This window comes from Streptomyces sp. NPDC005761 (assembly GCF_040630635.1).
Lineage (GTDB): Bacteria > Actinomycetota > Actinomycetes > Streptomycetales > Streptomycetaceae > Streptomyces.
Genome location: NZ_JBEXXX010000041.1, coordinates 34,429 through 57,806, shown reverse-complemented (window position 1 = coordinate 57,806; position 23,378 = coordinate 34,429). Strand labels below are relative to the sequence as shown.

At 69.9% G+C, this 23,378-nt stretch carries 14 protein-coding genes; 2 read left to right on the top strand and 12 right to left on the bottom strand.

Annotated elements, in window-relative coordinates; translation table 11 throughout:
* Positions 1-80: 80 nt before the first annotated feature.
* The gene (galE, locus tag ABZ434_RS28820; protein WP_359142684.1) at positions 81-1,052 is read right to left on the bottom strand and encodes a UDP-glucose 4-epimerase GalE; all 972 of its coding nucleotides are present in this window, start codon (positions 1,050-1,052) and stop codon (positions 81-83) included.
* A 307-nt stretch (positions 1,053-1,359) separates the two neighbouring features.
* On the opposite strand from galE, the gene ABZ434_RS28815 reads away from it, so the two are divergent.
* A complete protein-coding gene (locus ABZ434_RS28815) occupies positions 1,360-3,591 on the top strand; it encodes a bifunctional glycosyltransferase family 2 protein/CDP-glycerol:glycerophosphate glycerophosphotransferase (protein ID WP_359142682.1) in 2,232 nt (743 codons plus the stop codon).
* A 22-nt stretch (positions 3,592-3,613) separates the two neighbouring features.
* Positions 3,614-7,198, top strand: coding sequence for a CDP-glycerol glycerophosphotransferase family protein (locus ABZ434_RS28810; protein ID WP_359142680.1), 3,585 nt, complete (start codon positions 3,614-3,616; stop codon positions 7,196-7,198).
* Between the two features lie 73 nt (positions 7,199-7,271).
* Here the strand turns inward: ABZ434_RS28810 and ABZ434_RS28805 are convergent, their stop codons facing one another.
* The 11 genes from ABZ434_RS28805 to ABZ434_RS28755 all read right to left on the bottom strand — a co-directional run bounded on the left by ABZ434_RS28805 (position 7,272) and on the right by ABZ434_RS28755 (position 23,339).
* Positions 7,272-9,305, bottom strand: coding sequence for a glycosyltransferase family 4 protein (locus ABZ434_RS28805; protein WP_359142678.1), 2,034 nt, complete (start codon positions 9,303-9,305; stop codon positions 7,272-7,274).
* Between the two features lie 340 nt (positions 9,306-9,645).
* Positions 9,646-11,085 carry a GTPase ObgE gene (gene obgE / locus ABZ434_RS28800; RefSeq protein ID WP_359142676.1) on the bottom strand — a complete coding sequence of 480 codons (1,440 nt, stop codon included), beginning with the start codon at positions 11,083-11,085 and terminating at the stop codon, positions 9,646-9,648.
* Between the two features lie 141 nt (positions 11,086-11,226).
* A complete protein-coding gene (gene rpmA, locus ABZ434_RS28795; RefSeq protein WP_018103204.1) occupies positions 11,227-11,484 on the bottom strand; it encodes a 50S ribosomal protein L27 in 258 nt (85 codons plus the stop codon).
* A 14-nt stretch (positions 11,485-11,498) separates the two neighbouring features.
* Entirely contained in the window at positions 11,499-11,819 is a 321-nt protein-coding gene (gene rplU, locus ABZ434_RS28790) for a 50S ribosomal protein L21 (RefSeq protein ID WP_018551604.1), read from the bottom strand.
* 208 nt (positions 11,820-12,027) lie between these two features.
* Positions 12,028-13,089 (bottom strand): iron-containing alcohol dehydrogenase family protein, encoded by a 1,062-nt coding sequence (locus tag ABZ434_RS28785; RefSeq protein WP_359142674.1) that lies wholly within the window; start codon positions 13,087-13,089, stop codon positions 12,028-12,030.
* The gene (locus tag ABZ434_RS28780) at positions 13,077-13,829 is read right to left on the bottom strand and encodes a phosphocholine cytidylyltransferase family protein (protein ID WP_359142673.1); all 753 of its coding nucleotides are present in this window, start codon (positions 13,827-13,829) and stop codon (positions 13,077-13,079) included. Before ABZ434_RS28780 ends, ABZ434_RS28785 begins: the two co-directional genes overlap by 13 nt.
* 63 nt (positions 13,830-13,892) lie before the next feature.
* Complete coding sequence (gene galU, locus ABZ434_RS28775) at positions 13,893-14,783, bottom strand: UTP--glucose-1-phosphate uridylyltransferase GalU (RefSeq protein WP_359142671.1); 891 nt, start codon at positions 14,781-14,783, stop codon at positions 13,893-13,895.
* 164 nt (positions 14,784-14,947) lie between these two features.
* Positions 14,948-18,979: an Rne/Rng family ribonuclease gene (locus tag ABZ434_RS28770; RefSeq protein WP_359142669.1), complete on the bottom strand. Its 4,032-nt coding sequence runs from the start codon at positions 18,977-18,979 to the stop codon at positions 14,948-14,950.
* Positions 18,980-19,211: 232 nt separating this feature from the next.
* Positions 19,212-19,994 (bottom strand): TIGR03936 family radical SAM-associated protein, encoded by a 783-nt coding sequence (locus tag ABZ434_RS28765; protein ID WP_359142667.1) that lies wholly within the window; start codon positions 19,992-19,994, stop codon positions 19,212-19,214.
* 123 nt (positions 19,995-20,117) lie between these two features.
* Positions 20,118-21,308, bottom strand: coding sequence for a hypothetical protein (locus ABZ434_RS28760; RefSeq protein ID WP_359142665.1), 1,191 nt, complete (start codon positions 21,306-21,308; stop codon positions 20,118-20,120).
* 105 nt (positions 21,309-21,413) lie between these two features.
* Positions 21,414-23,339, bottom strand: a complete 1,926-nt coding sequence (locus ABZ434_RS28755; RefSeq protein WP_359142663.1) for a TIGR03960 family B12-binding radical SAM protein — start codon at positions 23,337-23,339, stop codon at positions 21,414-21,416.
* Between the last annotated feature and the right edge of the window lie 39 nt (positions 23,340-23,378).

Sequence of the window (23,378 nt, the reverse complement as noted above, 5' to 3'; positions counted from 1 at the left end):
TCGAATTTCTGGATTCCGCTTACGGCCTCCGGGGGCGGTCGGCCGCTCACTTTCGGCGACTCGCCCCCGGAGGAAAGGAGCTACGGGTGGCGCAGCCGCCAGCCCTGCCAGGCGGACTCGATCATCTCGTCGACGCCGTACCGGGCCGACCAGCCCAGCTCCGCGCGGATCCGGTCCGCCCCCGCGACCACGCGTGCCGGGTCACCGGCGCGGCGGGCGGTCACCTCGGGGGCGATGTCCTGGTGACCGGTCGCCTTGAGGATGCGGTCGACCATCTCCCGCACGGAGCTGCCCTCGCCCCGGCCGATGTTCAGCGTGAGGTCCGTACCGGGCTCGGCTCCCTCCAGCCGGCGTGCGGCCGCGAGGTGTGCGGAGGCGATGTCCTCCACATGGATGTAGTCGCGGATGCAGGTGCCGTCGGGCGTCGCGTAGTCGTCGCCGAAGATCCGCGGGCCCGCACCGGCCTCGAGTCGCTCGAAGACCATCGGGATGAGGTTGAACACGCCGGCGTCCGCGAGCTCGGGCGAGGCCGCACCGGCGACGTTGAAGTAGCGCAGGGACGCGCAGCGCAGTCCGTGGGCCCGGGCGGCGGCGTGGATCAGCCATTCACCGACGAGCTTGGTCTCCCCGTAGGGGCTCATCGGCGCGCAGGGGGTGTCCTCCGTGACGAGGTCCACGTCGGGCATGCCGTAGACGGCGGCCGACGAGGAGAACACCAGCCGGTCGATTCCCGCCGCGACCATGCTCTCCAGCAGCACCTCCAGGCCGGTCACGTTCTCCCGGTAGTAGTGGAGGGGGCGCTCGACGGACTCGCCGACCTGCTTCTTGCCTGCGACATGCACCACACCCGTCACGGTGTGGTCACGGATCGCCGCGTCCAGGGCCTGCCGGTCCAGCACACTGCCGGTGATCAGGGGCACACCGTCGGGCACGCTCCCCGCGTTCCCCGTGGAGAGGTCGTCGTACACGACCACCCGCAGTCCGCCGGCGAGCATCGCCCGCACGACGTGCGCACCTATGTATCCGGCCCCGCCCGTAACCATCCAGGTCATTCTGTGCGTCTCTCCCTCTGCGCGTGGTCCTGCCGACAGGTTCACCCTACGTGCACGGAAAATCGAATCAGACAAACAGGACTCAACCGTATTATCGTGCGATATGAAGCCGTGGAGGGATGACAGCCGGAGAACACCACGGGCGAAGCCGGACAGCCCCGGATGAAGCCGGGGCAAACACAAGGCCACGGCGGGCGGATGTCAATCAATTACGCTGTTCAGGTGCTCAGGCGCTCCCCCATGATTCCGCGGTGCGAATCGGTGCCTCCGCACAGACCCTGCAGACAGCTCTCTGGACTGGTGAAGGATGCCTCGACTGACACTCATCGTGCCTGCGTACAACGTGCAGGGGTATGTTCGGGAGTGCCTCGACTCCGTCCTGCAGCAGGACTTCACCGACTTCGAGGTCGTCGCCGTGGACGACTGCTCGCCGGACGCCTCCGGCGCCATCCTTGACGAGTACGCGGAGCGCGACAGTCGGGTTCGGGTGCTCCACCTGAGCGAGAACGTGGGGCTCGGCCACGCCCGTAACGCCGGGATGAAACAGGCGACCGGCGACTATCTGCTCTTCCTCGACAGTGACGACACCCTGACGCCCGGATCGCTCAGCGGCATCGTCGGGCGTCTCGACGCGACCGACGACCCCGACATCCTGATCTTCGACTACGCGCGCAGCTACTGGGACGGCCGACTGCTGCCCAACCAGCGCGCGGACCTCCTCGGCACGGCCGGGCCCGCGGTCTTCCCCCTGTCGGAGCGGCCCGGGCTGCTCGACCTGCTGCAGATCGTCTGGAACAAGGCCTACCGCCGCGATTTCGTCGAAGCGCACGGATTCCGGTTCCCGTCCGGGTACTACGAGGACGCCCCCTGGACGTACACCTCCCTGGTCTCGGCGGAAAGCATCGCGGTGCTCGACCGCATCTGCGTGCTCTACCGGCAGCGACGCGAGGGCGGAAACATACTTCGCACCGTCAGCCGCAAACACTTCGACGTATTCGACCAGTACGACCGCGTATTCACCTATCTGGACGAGCATCCGGAATTCAATTCCTGGCGCCCTGCGCTGTTCCGCAAAATGGTCGACCACTACCTCACGGTGATGGAGAAGCCGGGCCGCCTCCCCAAGGACGCGCGGTCCGAATTCTTTCACCGCGCGGCTGCCGACTACAGCCGACGAATGCCGGAAGGGTTCGAGCGTCCGGGTGGCGGCCGCGGTTACAAGTACGCGCTGCTCGGCATGGATTCCTATTCGGCGCTGAACAGCGTCACGCGGGCCAACCGGGTGCGCAACCGGACACGGGCGCGCAACAGTGAGCGCATCGGCCGGGCCAAGCGCGCCGCGATGCGGATGATCTACCAGTCCCAGCTGCGGCTGCCGGTGGACGAGAACCTCGCGGTCTTCTCCGCCTACTGGAGCCGGGGCTACTCGTGCAACCCCGCGGCCATCGACGCCGAGCTGGCCCGGCTGGCCCCCCACATCCGCCGGGTCTGGGCGGTGCGCGCGGAGCACGTGAGCCGGGTGCCCAAGGGCGTCGAGGTGGCCGTCGTCGGCTCCCGGGAGTACTGGACGGCACTGGCCCGCGGCAAGTACTTCATCAACAACGTGAACTTCGCGGACGCCCTGGTCAAGCGCGAGGGCCAGATCCACCTGCAGACCCATCACGGCACCCCGCTGAAGACGATGGGCCTCGACCAGGCCAACTACCCCGCCTCCACGAACATGGACATGGAGGACCTGCTCCGGCGCTGCGACCGCTGGGACTACAGCATCTCCTCCAACCGCTTCTCCACCTCGGTGTGGGAGCGGGTCTATCCGTGTTCCTACACCTCGCTGGAGACCGGATACCCGCGCAACGACGTACTGATCAACTCCGGTGCCCGTGAGGTCGCTCAGGCCCGCCGCGAACTCGGAGCGCCGGACGGCTCCAAGGTCTTCCTGTACATGCCGACCCACCGTGAGTACCAGAAGGAGTTCGCCCCGCGGATCGACCTGGCGAAGCTGGCCGAGGAACTGGGCCCGGACGTCACCCTCCTGGTGCGGGGCCACTACTTCTACAAGCCCACCGGCCGGCTCGCGGAACTCCAGGCCAGCGGCCGGGTGATCGACGTCTCCGCGCACCAGTGCGTGGAGCAGCTCTACCTGGCGGCCGACGCGCTGATCACCGACTACTCGTCGGCGATGTTCGACTACGCCAACCTCGACCGGCCGATCGTGATCTTCGCCGACGACTGGGACACGTACAAGGTCGTCAGGGGCAGCTACTTCGACCTGATGGCCGAACCTCCCGGCGTCGTCGCCACCACCCAGGCGCAGCTCACCGAGGTCCTCCGCTCCGACGAATGGCGGAGCGAGGAGTCCGCGGCCTTCCGGGCCGCGTTCCGTGAGCGCTTCTGCGACTTCGACGACGGCCATGCGGCCGAGCGCGTCGTCCGTACCGTCTTCCTGAACGAGGAAGACGTCCTTCCCGTCGTCCCGCTTGCCGCACGCAAGCCGGCACCATCCCCTGCCCAGGCGCTCGAACTGGTCGAGCGGGTCTGACCCGAAAGGAATGCCGAAAAACATGACCCCCCGGCTCAGTGTCATCGTGCCCGTGTACAACGTCGAGGCGTATCTCGAAGCCTGCCTCGACTCGGTGGCGGCGCAGACCTTCACCGACCTCGAAGTCGTCATGGTCGACGACGGCTCCACCGACGGCTCGGCAGCGATAGCCGGCGCCTTCGCCGAGCGCGACCCGCGCTTCCGGCTGGTGACGAAGGAGAACGGCGGCCTCGGCTCGGCCCGTAACGCGGGTCTGGCCAACATGGCACCGGAGAGCGAGTACTTCGCCTTCCTCGACAGCGACGACGTCATCCCGCCGGACGGCTACCGCATGATGGTCGCCAGCCTCGACGACACCGGCTCCGACTTCGCCACCGGCAATGTGTTCCACGTCAAGGGCGAGCGGTCCTGGCAGGTGCCGCTCATGAAGATGCTGGCCGGCGAGGCCCGCAAGCGCACCCACATCTCCGAGTACCCCAAGCTCGTCGCGGACCGCATCTCCTGCAACAAGGTCTGGCGCCGCACCTTCTGGGAGAAGAACGCCTTCACCTTCCCCGAGGGTGTGCTCTACGAGGACAGCGCCGTGGTGCTGCGCGCGCACTACCTGGCCGACGCCATCGACCTGATCGGCGAGCCGGTCTACTACTGGCGGCTTCGCGAGGGCGAGTCCGCCCCGTCGATCACCCAGCGCCGCACGGACCCGCAGGGTGTCCGCGACCGGGTCGCCGCCTGTGAGTCCGTGGCCCAGTTCCTCGCCGCCCGCCCCGGCGCCAAGTGGGCCCAGTTCAAGCGGGAGTACGACGCCCGCGTACTCCGGGACGACCTGCGCATCTTCCTCAATGTCGTGCCGGACGGCGACGAGGCGTACCGCGAGGCCTTCCACGTGGCCGCCAACCGCTACCTCGACCAGGTCGAGCCGCGGGTCCTGGACGAGCTGCCCGCCGTGCTGCGCGTGCAGTACGCGCTGGTGCGCCGCGGCGCGATCGCCGAGCTGATCGACCTCCTCGCCGACCAGCGGCGCCGTGAGCCGGTCGAGGTCAGCGGTTTCCTGCGCAAGTACGCCGGGTTCAAGGCGCTGGACCGCAGCGGTGTCTCGCTCTCCCGCAAGACCCTGCGCATCGACAAGGACCTGGAGCTCAGGACCCCGCTGGTCGGTGTGGAGTGGCAGAAGGGCAAGCTGCTGCTGACCGGCGACGCCTGGATAGACAAGATCGACATCCCGAACCGGCGCAGCACCGCCAAGTTCATCCAGATCAAGAAGGGCGGCTCACGCCGTCGCCTGATATTCCCCGCGAAGAACGTCTACCGTCCGGGCCGCACGTCCGACACCTGGCAGAAGCGCTACAACTACGACTGGTCCGGCTGGGAGTTCTCCTTCGACCCCGCCAAGCTCCGCCACAACGGGCAGTGGGAGGAGGGCATCTGGCACATCGGCGTGATCGTCACGAGCTCGGGTCTGCTGCGCCGCCGGGGTATCCAGTCGAACGGCGGCAGCGCCGCCAACTTCCCGCCCTACCAGTGGCTCGACAAGAACTTCCGGATGCTTCCGAGCGTCGAGGGAGCCGCCCTCAAGCTGCGCATCGAGCGGGTCAACGCGCTGGTGACCGGCCGGGAACTGGAGGGCGACCTGATCGTGATCCGGGGCGAGATCCGTACGGCAGTGGCGAGCGACGAGTCCGTCACCCTTCAGGTCTCCAACCAGTCCAGCGGTGAGATCCGGCGCTACCCGGCCACCGTCGACGCCGAGCAGAACGGCACCCACGCCTTCCGCGTCGAGGTGCCGCTCGCCGACGTCGCCCTGGTCACCGCCGAGAGCACCGAAGGTCACGCCCAGCCGCGGGTCCGTAACTGGTCCACGGCCCTGATGGTCTCCGGTCCCGACGAGAACGCGGAACCGCGCCGGCTGAGCCCCGTCGTCCAGGAGGGTCTCGAGGACGCCCGCTTCCAGCTGCCCGCGAACATGGGCCGGCAGGCGGGCCGCCACGAGCTGGCGGTCATCGCCGGGCACAACGGCTACCTCAAGTTCCGCGGCCAGACCGAGCGTGCCGTGATGACGCGGGTGAGCGAGCGGGACGGCAAGCTCGTCCTGTCCGGTCACGCCCCGGTGCACCTGGTCGGTTCCGAGCTGCTGCTGAAGGCCAAGGGCAGGTTCGACGAGCGTCTGGTCCCGATCAGCTGGACCGCGGACGGCTCGTACGAGACGGCCTTCGACCCGTCGACGCTGGGCGGTGGCGCCCAGGGCACCATCCCGCTCAAGGCCGGCCGGTGGAACTTCTTCCTCCGCCAGGCCGACGGTCCGGACGTCGAGTTCGTCATCGACCGGCTCGCCTCCGATCAGTTCCCGCTGCACACCACGCTGAAGGGCCGCCGGTACTGGCTCGAGGCCCGCTGGCACGACTTCCCTCAGCTCAACTGCCGCTCGGAGCTGGCCGATGTGGAGCGCGGCCCGTTCCGCCAGGCCCAGCTTCGCCGTGACGTGTACGAGGCCAAGTGCCTGGAACCGCTGCGTGACCAGGTGTTCTACCTGAGCTACAACGGCAAGCAGTACTCGGACAGCCCGCGCGCCATGCACGAGGAGCTGGTACGCCGGGGTGCCGACCTCAAGCACCTGTGGGCGGTCCGGGACGGTCAGGTGGAGCTGCCGCCGACGGCCGAGAAGGTCCGGATGTGGGGCACCGAGTGGTTCGACGCGCTGGCCTCCAGCAAGTACATCGTGACCAACGCGCACCTTCCCGAGTGGGTCGTCCGGCGTCCCGGACAGGTCATCGTCCAGACCTGGCACGGCACGATGCTGAAGAAGATCGGCCATGACATCGACACGCTCCACTTCGACAAGGAGTACCAGAAGCGTCTGGAACTCGAAGCGAAGAACTGGAGCATGCTCGTCTCCTCCAACCGTTTCAGCACGCCGATCCTGAAGCGGGCCTTCTCCTACGACGGAGAGATCCTGGAGGCCGGTTACCCGCGCAACGACTACCTGTACTCCGACGAGCGGGTCAAGCTCGCCGAGGAGATCAGGAAGCGGATCGGACTGCCCGAGGGCAAGAAGGTCGTTCTGTACGCACCGACGTGGCGCGACGACCAGTCGCACCGGGCCGGTCAGTACTCCTTCGACCTGCGCCTCGACCTGGAGGACGCCCGCCGCCGCCTCGGCGACGACCACGTCCTGCTGATCCGGCGTCACTCCAACGTCGTCGACCAGGTGCCGGGCGCCGGCAACGGGTTCGTCTGGGACGTCTCCGAGTACCCGGACATCGCCGATCTGTATCTCGCGTCCGACATCATGATCACCGACTACTCGTCCGTGATGTTCGACTACGCGCACCTCAAGCGGCCGATGCTCTTCTTCACGTACGACCTGGAGCACTACCGCGACACCCTGCGCGGGTTCTACTTCGACTTCGAGAAGGACTCGCCCGGCCCGCTGGTCCGTACGTCCTCCGACCTGATCGACTCGATCCGCGACATCGACGCCGTGTGGCCCGAGTACAGCGAGCGCTTCGATCGCTTCCACCACCTGTTCTGCGACCTGGACGACGGCCGGGCATCGCAGCGCGTCGTGGACCGCATGATCGAGCAGGCGACGGAACTCACCGAGGAGAAGTAGCCGCCCACGCCGAAGGGGGCGGGCCCGGAGATCAGTTCTCCGGGCCCGCCCCCTTCGTGCTGTCCGCGCCGCTCTACGGCTCGACGTCCACCGTCTTGAAGGCGAGCTGCGACAGAGCCGTGTAGTACGGCCGGATCTCGATCTTCGAGACCGGTCGCGGCGCCGGCTTGCCGCCGTTCAGCGTCCGGGTCACCCGGCGTCCCACCTTCGCCAGCAGCGTCCTGCTGGGCTCGGGCAGGATCCGGATCACCGGCCGCGGGAAGGTGAACACCCCTATGGGGGCCAGGACATCGGTGGCGAGCTTGCCGACCTGGACGCGGTCCGCGCCCGGGGCCGGGCGCAGCCACACATCCCAGATCTGCTCGGGGCCCTCGTGCTCGGCCACCAGCGTGGCGCAGTCGACGGGGGCGGTGATCCGGTGGCCTTCGAGCGCCGCTGCCGGGAACGACAGCACCCGGTCCTTGTCCTTGCGGTGCACGGCCTCCAGGACCGCTCCCGGGCCCAGGGCCACGCCCCAGGCAGAGGCTTCCACGTCGATGGTTCCGGTGTCGACCGCGAGTGCGTCGATCTCCACGTGGGCGTTCCGCACCACGCTGCGGATCCGCAGCCGGTCCATCTCGCCCCGGTGCGGGAGCAGCAGCTCCAGTGCGGGGGCGCCGTTCTCCCGGGGCAGCGGGACGTTGAGCAGATCGCGTACGTCGCAGCCGTAGCCGTCCACCGTGAGGGGGACCTCGTTGCCGTCCGGGGTGCACACGGACAGCTCCCAGGTTCCCTCGGGCAGCCCGCCGTGCCAGGGCACGACCGTGCTTCCGTCGGGGTCGATCACGAACCGCTCCTCGGCCGGGTTGCGCCCGACCCGGCGGCAGGCGATCTCGGCGCCGTGGGCTTCCGCGGGCAGCGCGCCGACCTCGATGCGGACCGAGCCCTGCGGGTCCACCTGTGCGGTGGCGGTCCTGGGCAGCGCCCGCCGGGCGGACGCGTCGTGCAGGATCGCCTCGAAGCGCGCGCAGCTGGCCGGTTCGTGGAAGCGCACGGCGTTGCGCACCGCCGCCTCGCCCATGCGCTTGCGGCGCTCGTCGTCCTCGACAAGTTCGAGGATGGCGTCGGCCATGGCGGCGGTGTCGCCGCGCGGGACGATGAGCCCGTCCTCGCCATGGGTGATGATGTTGCGCGGGCCGTGGTCGGCGTCGGTGCTGACGACGGGCAGCCCGGCGGCCATCGCCTCGACGATCACGTTGCCGAACGCCTCCCGCTTCGAGGGGAGTACGAAGATCGAGCCCTTGCTGAACTCCGGCGCGACCGGGGCGGCCGGTCCCATCAGCGTCACGGTGTTGTGCAGGCCGAGCTTCTCGATCTGCTTGCGCAGACTGGCCTTCTCGGTGCCTCCGCCGTAGATCCGGAGCCGCCAGTCGGGACGCTTGGCGACCACGGTGGCGAAGGCGTCGACGACCGCCGCGAAGTTCTTGTTCTCCTTGAGGAGGCCCGCCGCGATGATCACCTTGTTGGTGCTCTTGGACTGCACGGGAGCGGCGGGAACGCAGTTCGGCATGACGGCCAGGCGGTTGCGCACCCCGGGCACCTGCTTGCCGATGCTCACGACCTCTTCCGGCGTGAGCGCGGTGAGTGCGTCCAGCGAGTGGTACGCCTTGAACAGCCGGCCCTGGTAGTACTTCGCGTAGATCGAGGGCATCGAATGCTCCTGCGTGACCCGCAGGTAGTCACCCTCGGCGTACGACAGCATGATCGTGTTCCGCGGGCTGGAGCTCACCACCACGTCGGAGTCCGTGGTCGCGAGGAATTCGAGCAGCCGCAGCTCGGCCAGCCTGCTGACGACCGGCTTCTTCTCGGCCGGGTCGACGGGGTAGACCTTGGGGAAGACCTCGATCAGCGGATCGTCCAGATCCGATGTCGGCGAGTGCTTGCGCAGATCGGTCAGAGCACGCACGGAAACCCGCGGGTCGAGCGGGAAGTAGGACTCGTCCCGTACCTTGCGGAGCGCGATGATCTCTACCTCGTGCCGGGCGGCGAGCGCACCCGCCAGATTCTGCGTCGCGCTGACCACTCCGCCCATGTGGCAGAGGTCGCGCACCAGAAATGAAATCTTCACTTGCGTCTTTCGGCTGGGCCGCTGTTCGCGGCAATCCCCGGGCGGCCTCGCGTGAATGTCTCCACGCTCCCCCTGCCCCCTCGACTGTGCGAGGGCAGGCCCTGTCCTCGCACAAGAGAGACGGACAGCGGGGGCACAGGGTTGTGCACGGAGTGAAAGTTTATCGAATTTTTGAACATAGCGTACCGGGCACGAAGATCGCATCCGGAATGCCCGCACATGCGCACACACATAAGCGACGAGAGACCCGAAACCGGATGGAGCAGGACTCGCCTGCGGCAAAGGGGCGTGTCCCCGTGCCGGTCTCCCGGCACGGGGACACGCCCCTTGCACATCCGTCCTACGCGAACGGATCGAACTCCTGGTACTCCTTGCTGACGTCGTCGCGCTCCGTCTCACGGTCCCGACGACGCTGCGCGGCCGGACGCGGCTCCTCCAGACGGTGGTCCTCGCCGCGGCGGCCGAGCATCTCCGCACCGGCCGTCACCGTCGGCTCCCAGTCGAAGACGACGGCGTTGTCCTCGGCGCCGATGGCCACGCCGTCGCCGGCCTTGGCACCGGCCTTGCGCAGTTCGTCCTCGACGCCCAGCCGGTTCAGCCGGTCCGCCAGGTATCCGACGGCCTCGTCGTTGTTGAAGTCGGTCTGACGCACCCAGCGCTCCGGCTTCTCGCCGCGCACCCGGTAGATGCCGTCGTCCTCCAGCTTCACCGTGAAGCCGGCATCGTCCACGGCCTTGGGCCGGATGACGATACGGGTGGCCTCCTCCACCGGCTTGGCCGCACGCGCCTCGGCGATGACGCCGGCCAGCGCGAACGACAGCTCCTTGAGGCCGGTACGGGCGACCGCCGACGCCTCGAAGACGCGGTAGCCGCGGGCCTCCAGCTCAGGACGGATCATGTCCGCGAGGTCCTGGCCGTCCGGGATGTCGATCTTGTTCAGGACGACGATGCGGGGCCGGTCGTCCAGCCCCCCGTAGAGCTTGAGCTCCTCCTCGATCATGTCGAGGTCGGAGACCGGGTCACGGTCGGACTCGAGGGTCGCCGTGTCCAGCACGTGCACGAGCACCGAGCAGCGCTCGACGTGCCGCAGGAACTCCAGGCCGAGGCCCTTGCCCTGGCTGGCGCCCGGGATCAGGCCCGGTACGTCGGCGATGGTGTAGACGGTGCTGCCCGCGGTGACCACGCCCAGGTTCGGGACGAGGGTCGTGAACGGGTAGTCGGCGATCTTCGGCTTGGCGGCCGACAGGACCGAGATCAGCGAGGACTTGCCCGCGCTCGGATAGCCGACGAGCGCGACGTCGGCGACGGTCTTCAGCTCCAGGACGACGTCCCGGGCCTCACCGGGCTCACCGAGCAGCGCGAAGCCGGGGGCCTTGCGCCGGGCGGAGGCCAGCGCGCCGTTGCCGAGGCCACCGCGGCCGCCCTGGCCGGCGATGAACATCGTGCCGTGGCCGACGAGGTCGGCCAGTACGTTGCCCTCGCTGTCGAGGACGACGGTGCCGTCCGGCACGGGCAGGACCAGGTCCTGGCCCTCCTTGCCGGTGCGGTTGTCGCCTGCGCCGGGCTGGCCGTTGGTGGCCTTGCGGTGGGGGTGGTGGTGGTAGTCGAGGAGCGTGGTGACCGCCTGATCGACGATCAGGGTCACGTCGCCGCCACGGCCGCCGTTGCCGCCGTCCGGGCCGCCGAGCGGCTTGAACTTCTCACGGTGAACGGAGGCACAGCCGTGGCCTCCGTTACCCGCGGCGACATGCAGTTCGACGCGGTCCACGAAGGTGGTCATGGGTGAAACCTCCAGTTACATACATGCAGAAATGTCTCGCTCGTGCGCCCCTGTAGGAGCAACACGCGAAAGGCGGACCCACTTCCCGTAACAGGAAGTGAGGTCCGCCTCCACGTCATACCGCTCGACGAGCGCCGAAAATCAGCCGGCGATCGGAACGATGTTCACGACCTTGCGGCCACGGTGCGTGCCGAACTCGACCGCACCGGCGGCGAGGGCGAACAGCGTGTCGTCGCCGCCACGGCCGACGCCCGTGCCCGGGTGGAAGTGGGTGCCGCGCTGGCGGACCAGGATCTCACCGGCGTTGACGGCCTGACCGCCGAAGCGCTTCACGCCGAGCCGCTGAGCATTGGAATCGCGCCCGTTCCGGGTGGACGATGCGCCCTTCTTGTGTGCCATGTCTCCTCAGTCCCTTACTTCGCAGCCGCGGGGATACCGGTGACCTTGATCGCCGTGTACTGCTGGCGGTGACCCTGGCGACGGCGGTAGCCGGTCTTGTTCTTGTAGCGAAGGATGTCGATCTTCGCGCCCTTGTGGTGGTCCACAATCTCGGCCTGGACCTTGATGCCGTCAAGCACCCACGGGTCGCTGGTCACGGCGTCGCCGTCGACAACGAGCAGGGTAGAGAGCTCTACCGTGTCGCCAACCTTGGCGGTGGGAATCTTGTCAACCTCAACGATGTCGCCGACAGCAACCTTGTGCTGGCGACCACCGCTGCGCACGATGGCGTACACGCGGATCTCACTCTCACTCGAAGCGGAAACCTCTGATGCCAGCCGCTCACACGGGTCCGGGGACCCGTGATGATCCGGATTGGACGAGCGGCCTCTCCCGTACGAGCGGGAGGTCAGTGCTCAGAGGTGTGGCGAACAAACGCCGACGGTCAAGATTACGGGGACCTGTACAGCCCGGTCAAACCGGCTCCATTTCCGGGGTCCGGCCTCAGGCCCCGGTGGCTCTGACGTAGTCGGCGTAGGCATCGCGGATCGCATCCGGGGACAGGCCCAGATGCTCCAGGATCGTGTAGCGGCCCGGCCTGGTCCGGGGGGCGAAGTCGACCACCTGGACGAACTCGTCCGCGCTGAACCCGATCTCCTCCGCCGTGACCGGCAGGCCGTGGCGCCGCAGCGCCTCGGCCATCCGCACGGACTCCTGGTGCGCGCCCCGCAGGTGCATCGCGAACGCCGCGCCCAGACCGCACTGCTCACCATGGCTCGCCGAGCGCTTGGGGAAGAGCAGGTCGAAGGCGTGGTTGATCTCGTGGCAGGCGCCGGAGGCGGGACGGCTGTCCCCCGCCACCGACATCGAGATGCCGGTCAGCACCAGCCCCTCGGCCAGCACCTGGAGGAAGCCGTCGTCCCCCAGGGCCCCGGGGTGGCGCAGCACGGCCTCGCCGGCCTGCCGGGCCATCGCGGCGGCCAGGCCGTCGATGTCCTCCCCGTTGACGCGGTGGGCGAGCTCCCAGTCCGCGACGGCGGAGATGTTCGAGAGCGCGTCACCGATGCCGGACCGCACGAAGCGGACCGGGGCCTCACGGATGATGTCGAGGTCGATGACGACGGCGATCGGATTCGGGACACCGTACGAGCCGCGGCCCGCGTCGTTGTCCAGCGTGGCCACCGGTGAGCACAGACCGTCGTGGGAGAGGTTCGTCGCCACGGCGACCAGCGGCAGCCCGACGCGCGACGCGGCGAACTTCGCACAGTCGATGATCTTGCCGCCGCCGAGCCCGACGACGGCGTCGTACCTGCCGGACTTCATGGCCTCCGCGAGCTTGACGGCATCATCCAGCGTGCCGCCGCCCACCTCGAACCAGGAAGCGCCCGGCAGGCTGTCCGAGAGCCGCTCGCGCAGCGCCCGGCCCGAACCCCCGCTGATCGCTATCGCCAGCTTGCCCGAGCCGGAGATCCGCTGATCGGCGAGCACACCCGCCAGATCGGCCAGAGCGCCGGCCCGGATGTCGACGACGACCGGCGCGGGTATCAGCCGGGTCAGTACTGGCACGCGATGGTCCTGCCCTTGGCCAGGTCCTCGTGGTTGTCGATCTCGACCCACTTGACGTCGCCGATCGGCTCCACGTCGACCTTGAATCCGCGGTTGACGAGCTCCTGGTAGCCGTCCTCGTAGTAGAGGTCCGGGTCGCGCTCGAACGTCGTCTTCAGGGCGTCGGCCAGCTCCTCGGCCGCGTCGCCCTCGATGAGGGTGACACCGATGTACTCACCGGTGGCCTCGGCCGGGTCCATCAGCTTGGTGATCCGCTGGACGCCCTTCGCCGGGTCGACGACGACCTTCATCTCCTCGTCGGCGAGCTGCTTCACCGTGTCGAGGGCGAGGATGATCTTCTTGCCATCGCCGCGGGCGGCGAGCAGCGTCTTCTCGACGGAGACGGGGTGCACGGTGTCGCCGTTGGCGAGGATCACGCCGTCCTTCAGGGCGTCACGGCCGCACCAGAGGGAGTAGGCGTTGTTCCACTCCTCGGCCTTGTCGTTGTCGATCAGCGTGAGGGTGACGCCGTACTTCGCCTCGAGAGCGGCCTTGCGCTCGTACAGGGCCTCCTTGCGGTAGCCCACGATGATCGCGACGTCGGTCAGGCCGACCTCGGCGAAGTTGCCGAGCGTCAGGTCGACGACGGTCAGGCTCTCCTCGTTCCCCTCGGGGCCGACCGGCACCAGGGCCTTGGGAAGCGTGTCGGTGTAGGGGCGCAGACGTCGGCCTGCGCCGGCCGCCAGAATCATGCCGATCATGAGGGTTCTCCTTGGTCCTTGGTGCGGTACGGGTGTCTCGGATGGGTGTGCGGGGGCGCTCGCTCAGAGCTCGGTGGCGACGAAGTCGCGCAGCCAGGCACGGAAGTCCGGCCCCAGGTCCTCGCGCTCGGAGGCGAGCCGGACGATGGCCCGCAGGTAGTCGCCCCGGTCACCGGTGTCGTAGCGGCGGCCGCGGAAGACGACACCGTGCACGGGACCGCCGAGCTTCTCGTCGGCGGCCAGCTGCTGCAGCGCGTCGGTCAGCTGGATCTCGCCGCCCCGGCCCGGCTCGGTGTCCCGCAGCACTCCGAAGACGGCCGGGTCCAGGACATAGCGTCCGATGACCGCCAGATTGCTGGGGGCGTCGCCGGTCTCCGGCTTCTCGACCAGTCCGGTGACCCGGACGACGTCGTCCTCCGGCGTGGACTCCACCGCGGCGCATCCGTACAGGTGGACCTGCTCGGGCGCGACCTCCATCAGCGCGACGACGCTGCCGCCCTCACGCTCCTGGATCTCGGCCATGCGGGCCAGCAGCGGATCACGCGGGTCGATCAGGTCGTCGCCGAGCAGAACCGCGAAGGGCTCGGCACCGACATGCGGTTCCGCGCACAGGACGGCGTGGCCGAGGCCCCTCGGGTCGCCCTGCCGGACGTAGTGCATGGTCGCCAGATCGCTGGACTCCTGGACCCGGACCAGCCGTTCGTCGTCGCCCTTGCGGGTCAGCGCCGACTCCAGCTCGTAGTTCCGGTCGAAGTGGTCCTCCAGGGCACGCTTGTTGCGCCCGGTGATCATCAGTACGTCGTTCAGCCCGGCGGCGGCGGCCTCCTCCACGACGTACTGGATCGCCGGCTTGTCGACGACCGGCAGCATCTCCTTGGGAGTCGCCTTCGTCGCCGGCAGGAACCGGGTACCGAGCCCGGCGGCAGGTATGACGGCCTTCTGGATCTTGTGCATGTACTGAGAGCTTCCGTGTCAGGGTGCAGGGGCGGCCGGGCGCCGGAACGCAGCCGGCCGGCCCCGTGGAGGGACCGGCCCGACTGCGTCGCGCGCGGTGCCGAGGGCTGTTCCGAGCCGGCCGCGACGCCGCGGGCCGGCCCGGAACAGCCCCCTTGGGTGGGTCAGACCTCGTCGGCCGAAGCCGTGACGGCGGTCGACGGCTGTTCGGCCGCCACCGTCTTCTTCGCCGCCTTCTTGGCCGTCGTCTTCTTCGCGACGGTCTTCTTGGCCGCCGTCTTCTTGACGGCCGCCTTCTTGGCCGTGGCCTTCTTCGCGGTCTTGCGGGCCGCCTTCTTGGCCGGCGCCGGTTCGGCGTCGGCGTCGGACTCCGGCTCGCCGCCCGTCACCACGACGACCGCGGCGTCCTCGGCACCTGCGGGGGAACCCGCGGGCGCGGTGACCTTACGGGTCACCCGACGCCGGGCACGCGGCGGTGCGGCCGGCTCCTCGGCAGGGGCCTCGGCGTGCGGCGCCTCGACGACCGGGTCCTCCGCCGCGACCGGGTCGGCGTGGGACACCGGCTCCTCCGCGACGGCGGCCGGGACCGGCTCGACGACCGGGACCGGCTCGGCAGCCTGGGCCGGCGAACCCGCCGGGGCGGTCGCCTTGCGCGTCGCCCGACGGCGCGTACGGCCCTGGGGCGCCTCGACCGGAGCCTCGGCGACCGGCTCCGCTGCCACGACCGGCTCCGGCTCCACCACGGGCTCCGGCGTCACGACCGGCTCGGCCACCGGGGCCGGGGCGGAAGCGGACCTCGGGGCACCGGCGGGGGCCGTCGCCTTACGCGTCGCCCGACGACGGCCACGGCCGCGCCCGGCTGCCGCCTCGGCCTCGGCCGGACTGCTGTACAGCTCCTCGTCCGGGACGAACTCCGGCTCGGGAAGCGCGAGCGGAGCGGCGACCTCCGCGGCCACCTCCGCCTCCGTCTCGACCTCGGTGTCCGTCTCGGAGACGTGCTCGTGGTCGTGCTCATGGTCCTGACCCGAGCCGCCGCGGCGCTTCTTGGAACGCTTGCCGCCGCCGCCACCACCGATCGAGGTGGGCTGCTCCATGTGCACGATCACGCCGCGCCCGTTGCAGTGGACACAGGTCTCGGAGAAGGACTCCAGCAGACCCTGGCCGACCCGCTTACGGGTCATCTGGACCAGGCCCAGCGAGGTGACCTCGGCGACCTGGTGCTTCGTACGGTCGCGCCCCAGGCACTCCAGCAGACGCCGCAGCACCAGGTCCCTGTTGGACTCCAGCACCATGTCGATGAAGTCGACGACGACGATGCCACCGAGGTCGCGCAGCCGCAGCTGACGCACGATCTCCTCGGCCGCCTCCAGGTTGTTCTTGGTGACGGTCTCCTCGAGGTTGCCGCCCTGACCGGTGAACTTGCCGGTGTTGACGTCGACGACGACCATCGCCTCGGTCTTGTCGATCACCAGCGAGCCGCCGCTCGGCAGGTAGACCTTGCGGTCCAGCGCCTTCATGAGCTGCTCGTCGATCCGGTACGTCGCGAAGATGTCGACCTCCGAGGTCCAGCGCGACAGCCGGTCCGTCAGGTCGGGCGCCACGTGCGAGACGTAGCCGTGGATGGTGTCCCACGCATCGTCACCGCTGACGATGACCTTGGAGAAGTCCTCGTTGAAGATGTCGCGGACGACCCGGACGGTCATGTCCGGCTCGCCGTAGAGAAGCGTCGGCGCGTTGGAGCTGCCGCTGCTCTTCGACTTCTTCTGGATGTCCTCCCACTGCTGCTGCAGCCGCTCGACGTCGCGGCGCAGCTCGTCCTCGCTCGCGCCCTCGGCCGCGGTACGCACGATGACGCCCGCGTCCTCGGGGACGATCTTCTTGAGGATGGTCTTGAGGCGGGCACGCTCGGTGTCGGGCAGCTTGCGGCTGATCCCCGTCATCGAGCCCTCGGGCACGTAGACCAGGTAGCGGCCGGGCAGCGAGACCTGGCTGGTCAGACGGGCGCCCTTGTGGCCGATCGGGTCCTTCGTCACCTGGACGAGGACGGACTGACCGGACTTGAGCGCGGTCTCGATGCGGCGCGGCCCGTGGGCCATGCCGAGCGCCTCGAAGTTGACCTCACCGGCGTACAGGACGGCGTTGCGGCCCTTGCCGATGTCGACGAAGGCGGCCTCCATGGACGGCAGGACGTTCTGGACCTTGCCCAGGTAGACGTTGCCGACGTAGCTGGTGGCCTGCTCCTTGTTGACGTAGTGCTCGACGAGCACGTCGTCCTCGAGGACGCCGATCTGGGTGCGCTCGCCGTTCTGGCGGACGACCATGACACGCTCGACGGCCTCACGACGGGCGAGGAACTCCGCCTCGGTGATGATCGGCACCCGGCGGCGGCCCTGCTCGCGGCCTTCGCGGCGGCGCTGCTTCTTCGCCTCCATGCGGGTCGAGCCCTTGATGGACTGGACCTCGTCGAAGCCGGTGCCGGGCTCGCGCTCTTCCTTCTTGCGCGGCTCACGGACCTTGACGACCGTGCGCTCCGGGTCGTCCGTGCCGTTCTCGGCGTCGGACGAGGAGTCACCGCTGCGGCGCCGACGGCGGCGGCGCCGACGGCTGCTGCTCGACCCGGAGGCACCGGAGTCGTTGTCGTCGTGCTCGTCGTCGCCCTCGTCCTCGGACTCCTGAGCACCCTCGTGCTCGTCCTCGGAACGCTCGGGGGCGTCGTCCACGTGCTGCTCGGCGGCGTCGTCCTCGGCGGACTCGCCACGACGGCGGCGACGGCCACCGCGACGGCGCCGGCGCGACGGGCGGTCGCCGTACTCGTCGGTCTCCTCCCCGTCCTCCTCGGCCTCGTTCTCGCTCGAGGGCTCCTGCTCCTCCTCGGCCTGCTCCTGGACCGGAGCGGCGGCCGGGGCGGGCGCGGCGGGCTCGGCCTCCGCTGCCTCACCGCGGCGACGGCGACGGCGGCGCGAACCGCCCTGCGGCGCGGCCTCGGCGGCGGCCTGCTCGGCGGGGGCGGTCTGCTCCTCCACCGTCACGATCTCGTCCTCGGGCTCCTCGTCGTGCGCGACGGAGGGCTGGGCGGCGGCCGCGGCGGCAGCGGTCTCCGGGGTCTGGAACATCGGCTCGGCGAAGACCGGCGCCTGGAACACGGCGACGGCGGGCCGTGTGGCCCGGCGGCTCTTGCGCGCGGGCTCCTCGACCTTGCCGGTGAATTCGGGCCGGCCCGCTGCGGCGGTGGCGCGGCGGCGCTGACGGCCGCGCGGGGCGGCCTCCTCGACCTCGGCGGTCTCGGCGGCCAGTTCCTCCACGGCCGCCTCGGGCAGGCTCTCGCCCGTCTGGATCTCGGCGCGCTCCTCGGCGGCCTCCGTGACCTGCGGAGAACCTGCGGGCGACGTGGCCTTGCGGGAGGCGCGACGGCGCCCACGCGGGGCCTCGACGGGCTCCGCAGCCTCTTCCGCGGCCGGCTCGGCAGCCTCGGCGACCGGCTCGGCGGCGGCTTCGGCCCGGGCGGCCTGCGGTGCGCCGGCGGGGGCGGAGGCCCTGCGCCGGGTACGGCCACGCGGCGCCTCGGCGACGGGCTCGGCCACGGCGGCTTCGGCCGCGACGGCCTCCTCCACGATCTCGGCCACCTCGGCGGCCTGCGGGGCACCGGCGGGGGACGTCGCCTTGCGGGACGCACGACGACGCGCACGCGGCGCCTCGACCGGCTCGGCGGCCTCCGTCTCGACCGGCTCGGCAGCCGCGACGACCGGCTCCACGACCTCCACGGTCTCGGCGGCCTGCGGCGCACCGGCGGGGGACGTCGCCTTACGGGACGCACGACGACGCGCACGCGGCGCCTCGACCGGCTCCGCGGCCTCCGCCTCGACCGGCTCGGCAGCCGCGACGACCGGCTCCACGACCTCCACGGTCTCGGCGGCCTGCGGCGCACCGGCGGAGGACGTCGCCTTGCGGACGGCGCGACGGCGCGCACGGACCGGCGGCGCGGCCTCGGCCTCGGGGGTGTTCTCGGTACTGGTCTCCGACACTCCGGCGTCAACGGCCGGTATGGCCGAAGCCTCGGCTCCGACCTGTGCGCCCGCCGTCGGCGGGCCCGCCGGGCGGGATGCCGCGCGGCGCCTGCGGCGCGGCGGCAGCTTGTCCCCGGGGGTGTTGCTGTCTTCTGCGTTCCCGGCCGTGCCGGGTTCGGTGGACTGAGGCATGCGGGCGGTTCTCCCGTCGGGCTCCCGGGCGCCGCGTCTGATTCCGGTCCGGCACGGTCCGCATGAAGTACGCGGTACCGCCGTCCGGGGCGCGGGCGCCGCACGGGGGCTGAATGTCTGGCTCGCCGGTTCCCTACGCGGTGTGCGTACGGCCTGGCGAAAGTCTTATGGGTCAGCGCGCGGCCCGGCCCAGGTGGCTCCCGAGTCCGAGGGCTGCGCTACAACGACCGCCTTACGCGGAACCTGCACCTTCAGGCGCCGTCGCGACGGCGGTCCCGGTGGCCGTGGGTACCACGGCCGGGGCTGCCTCGCGGTCGGGCGCGAGCGGGTCGGTCACCGTGCCGGACTCCTCGTCGAAGAGCCCCTGCGCCAGCCTGGTCACCGCTGCGGGGACCGGCGGCGCCAGGTCGGCCACAACGCGGAGACCGGACAGGACGTCGTCAGGCCGAACGGCAGGTGTCACGTGCCGAACAACCAGCCGCAGTATCGCACAGGCCTTGTCCCCGGGCCTATCAGGCTGATGATCAAGAGCCTGCAGGTCGACGACGGCGGACCGGGCGTCGAAGCTCCGCATGCCGTTCTTCGTACGGCGCTCGACCTCGACGGTCTCGGCCGCGTTGAAGGCGGCGACGGCCTTCTCCGCGTCCTCCACCGCCACCCCGTTCAGCCGCATCTCCCAGATGGAGGCGGTGAGCCGGTCGGCGAGACCCGAGGTGCGGGCCTCGACGGCGTCGGTGATGTCGAGGCCGTCCGGCAGTGAGTCGTTGAGGAGCTCGCGCAGCGTGCCCGGATCACGGACCTCGGTGAGCGCGATCTCCAGGAACTCGGCCTCGCTGCCCGTGCCGGTGGGTGCGGCGTTGGCGTACGAGACCTTGGGGTGCGGGGTGAAGCCCGCCGAGTACGCCATGGGCACCTCGGAGCGGCGCAGCGCCCGCTCGAAGGCACGCTGGAAGTCTCGATGACTGGTGAACCGGAGGCGGCCGCGCTTGGTGTAGCGCAGTCGGATGCGCTGCACTGCCGGTGCGGGCGGCGGGCCTTCGGGCTGTCGCTTGCCCAGTGGTTCTTCTCCTCGGTGCGGAGCGGACGCGGTGGCACGCCGCCCTCGAAATGCGGGTGGCCCGGGGGTGTCCGGTCCGGCTCACCCCTGCTGGTAGGAATTCTCCTTCAGCAGGGAGATCTCTGGTTCGGGCGCCGCGCTGGGCACAGTCGTTGTACTACCCAGAGTACGCGCAAGGACGCTTCCTGGTTCCCGGGGCTCCGGTTCACGGGTCCCTCCGACCAGAGCCCGCCACGCGTCGCGCCGGGCCTGCCGGACGGTCTCGCGTGCCGTGCGCAGGGTCTGCCGCGCCGTCCGGCCCACCGCCAGAGCGGCCCGCCCGGCCGGTGCGAGTACCGCGTCGCGCAAGAAGTGCCCGACCGGGGTGCACACCGTCCGGTACGCCCAGGTCGCCGGCGCGCCGATCAGATGCCACGCCAGCCGGGCCAGGATCCGGCCGACGGCCCGCGAGATCATTCCGGCGACCCGCCAGGCAACGCCGAACGCGGCAACGATCTCCCGGCCGACGGGGGTCAGGATCCGCCGGTACACCCAGGCGAGCGGTGTGACGAGCAGCACCGTGACCAGCCACCGTACGGCGGCCCACAGGCCTCGGCCGCATGCCGCGACACCACGGACCAGCAGATCGAGGAACCAGGCGATGCCATGGCCCAGCGGGGTGAGCAGTTCGCGGTACGTCCACACGAGCGGCAGCACGAGCAGGTGCTCCACCAGCCAGGCGGCGGCCGTCCCCAGCGGCTCGAGGACGTACCGCCACAGCAGGACGGCCGGCATCACGAGCAGGACGGTGAGCAGCCACCCGGCAGCAGCGGCGATTCCGCGTCCGGCCGGGAGCAGGAGCGCCTGCCCCACCCATCGCAGCCCGCGCCCGAGCGGGGTGAGGACCTGTTCGTGGAACCAGCGGAGCGGCACCACGATCCCGTACCGCACCCCGGGCACCACCACGTACCGCCACAGCGCGACCCACGGCCACACGAACACCGCCATGGCCAGCCACCGCAGCCCCCGCCCGAGGGGGATGAGCACCTGTGCGTACAGCCAACGGGCCGGAATCACGACCAGCGCCTCGAAGCCCCACGCCAGCGCCCTCCCCAGCGGGCGCAGCAGGATCCGGTCGGCGGCACGGGCGCCGGCGACCAGGGCGTCCCAGGCCATCCGCACCGGCAGGACCAGGACGAGGACGACGATCCTCACCGGAATCCTGACGAGCGTGGTGAGGCAGCCGTCACCGCTCTCGTACCTCGCGGGCGCCTGGTGCTTTCCGTATTCCATGCACCTCATGACGCGAAGGTCCGGCCAGGGGTTTCCCCGACCGGACCTTCGTCACCGAGATGTCACCCGTCAGGAACCCGGCGGCGTCACTTCACTGACGGTTCCTCACTTCACGACCGTCAACGGCAGGAGCTTCTTCCCTGTCGGGCCGATCTGAATGCTCGTGTCCATCTGAGGACACACCCCGCAGTCGAAGCACGGCGTCCAGCGGCAGTCCTCGACCTCGGTCTCGTCGAGCGAGTCCTGCCAGTCCTCCCAGAGCCAGTCCTTGTCGAGACCGGAGTCCAGGTGGTCCCAGGGCAGGACCTCCTCGTACGTGCGCTCGCGGGTGGTGTACCAGTCGACGTCCACACCGAACGCGGGCAGTGCCTTCTCGGCGCTCTTCATCCACAGGTCGTAGCTGAAGTACTCGCGCCAGCCGTCGAAGCGGCCGCCCGCCTCGTAGACGGCGCGGATGACGGAGCCGACACGGCGGTCGCCGCGGGAGAGCAGGCCCTCGACGATGCCGGGCTTGCCGTCGTGGTAGCGGAAGCCGATCGAGCGGCCGTACTTCTTGTCGCCGCGGATCTTGTCGCGGAGCTTCGTCAGCCGGGCGTCGGTCTCCTCGGCGCTGAGCTGCGGGGCCCACTGGAAGGGGGTGTGCGGCTTGGGGACGAAGCCGCCGATGGAGACGGTGCAGCGGATGTCGTTCTGCCCGGAGACCTCGCGGCCCTTGGCGATGACGTTGACCGCCATGTCGCCGATCTGCAGGACGTCGTCGTCGGTCTCGGTGGGCAGGCCGCACATGAAGTACAGCTTCACCTGACGCCAGCCGTTGCCGTAGGCCGTGGAGACCGTGCGGATCAGGTCCTCCTCCGAGACCATCTTGTTGATGACCTTGCGCATGCGCTCGGAGCCGCCCTCGGGGGCGAAGGTGAGGCCGGAGCGGCGCCCGTTGCGGGTCAGCTCGTTGGCCAGGTCCACGTTGAACGCGTCGACGCGGGTGGAGGGCAGCGAGAGGCCGATCTTGTCCTCGGTGTACCGGTCGGCGAGCCCCTTGGCGATCTCACCGATCTCGGTGTGGTCCGCGGAGGAGAGGGAGAGCAGCCCGACCTCCTCGAAGCCGGTCGCCTTGAGGCCCTTCTCCACCATGTCGCCGATGCCGGTGATGCTTCGCTCCCGCACGGGGCGCGTGATCATGCCGGCCTGGCAGAAACGGCAGCCGCGGGTGCAGCCGCGGAAGATCTCCACGGACATCCGCTCGTGCACGGTCTCGGCGAGCGGGACGAGGGGCTGCTTCGGGTAGGGCCACTCGTCGAGGTCCATGACGGTGTGCTTGGACACGCGCCACGGCACGCCCGACCTGTTCGGCACGACGCGGCCGATGCGGCCGTCCGGAAGGTACTCGACGTCGTAGAAGCCGGGGACGTAGACGCCGCCGGTCCTCGCGAGACGGAAGAGCACCTCCTCGCGGCCGCCGGGGCGGCCCTCGGCCTTCCAGGCGCGGACGATCTCGGTGATCTCCAGGACCGCCTGCTCGCCGTCGCCGATGACCGCGCAGTCGATGAACTCCGCGATCGGCTCGGGGTTGAACGCGGCGTGGCCGCCCGCGAGCACGATCGGGTCGTCGAGCCCGCGGTCCTTGGCGGCTAGCGGGATGCCGGCCAGGTCCAGGGCGGTGAGCATGTTGGTGTAGCCGAGCTCGGTGGAGAAGCTCAGCCCGAAGACGTCGAACGCCTTGACCGGGCGGTGGCCGTCCACGGTGAACTGCGGGACCTGGTGCTCGCGCATCAGCGCTTCGAGGTCCGGCCAGACGCTGTACGTGCGCTCCGCGAGGACGCCCTGGCGCTCGTTGAGCACCTCGTAAAGGATCATGACGCCCTGGTTGGGGAGCCCGACCTCGTAGGCGTCCGGGTACATGAGGGCCCAGCGGACGTCGCATTCGTCCCACGGCTTGACGGTGGAGTTCAGCTCACCGCCGACGTACTGGATGGGCTTCTGCACATGCGGGAGCAGAGCTTCGAGCTGTGGGAAGACCGAATCGACAGACATCGCGAACTTTCGAGAGCTGGCAGGGGTGACCATCCAGCG

Excerpts from the sequence above, each read along its gene's own strand:
- ABZ434_RS28815 (WP_359142682.1), top strand. The coding sequence starts at position 1,360 with ATGCCTCGACTGACACTCATCGTGCCTGCGTACAACGTGCAGGGGTAT.
- ABZ434_RS28755 (WP_359142663.1), bottom strand. The coding sequence starts at position 23,339 with ATGTCTGTCGATTCGGTCTTCCCACAGCTCGAAGCTCTGCTCCCGCAT.
- galU (WP_359142671.1), bottom strand. The coding sequence starts at position 14,783 with ATGCACAAGATCCAGAAGGCCGTCATACCTGCCGCCGGGCTCGGTACC.
- rpmA (WP_018103204.1), bottom strand. The coding sequence starts at position 11,484 with ATGGCACACAAGAAGGGCGCATCGTCCACCCGGAACGGGCGCGATTCC.
- ABZ434_RS28780 (WP_359142673.1), bottom strand. The coding sequence starts at position 13,829 with ATGATCGGCATGATTCTGGCGGCCGGCGCAGGCCGACGTCTGCGCCCC.
- ABZ434_RS28770 (WP_359142669.1), bottom strand. The coding sequence starts at position 18,979 with ATGCCTCAGTCCACCGAACCCGGCACGGCCGGGAACGCAGAAGACAGC.
- obgE (WP_359142676.1), bottom strand. The coding sequence starts at position 11,085 with ATGACCACCTTCGTGGACCGCGTCGAACTGCATGTCGCCGCGGGTAAC.
- ABZ434_RS28760 (WP_359142665.1), bottom strand. The coding sequence starts at position 21,308 with ATGGAATACGGAAAGCACCAGGCGCCCGCGAGGTACGAGAGCGGTGAC.
- ABZ434_RS28810 (WP_359142680.1), top strand. The coding sequence starts at position 3,614 with ATGACCCCCCGGCTCAGTGTCATCGTGCCCGTGTACAACGTCGAGGCG.
- galE (WP_359142684.1), bottom strand. The coding sequence starts at position 1,052 with ATGACCTGGATGGTTACGGGCGGGGCCGGATACATAGGTGCGCACGTC.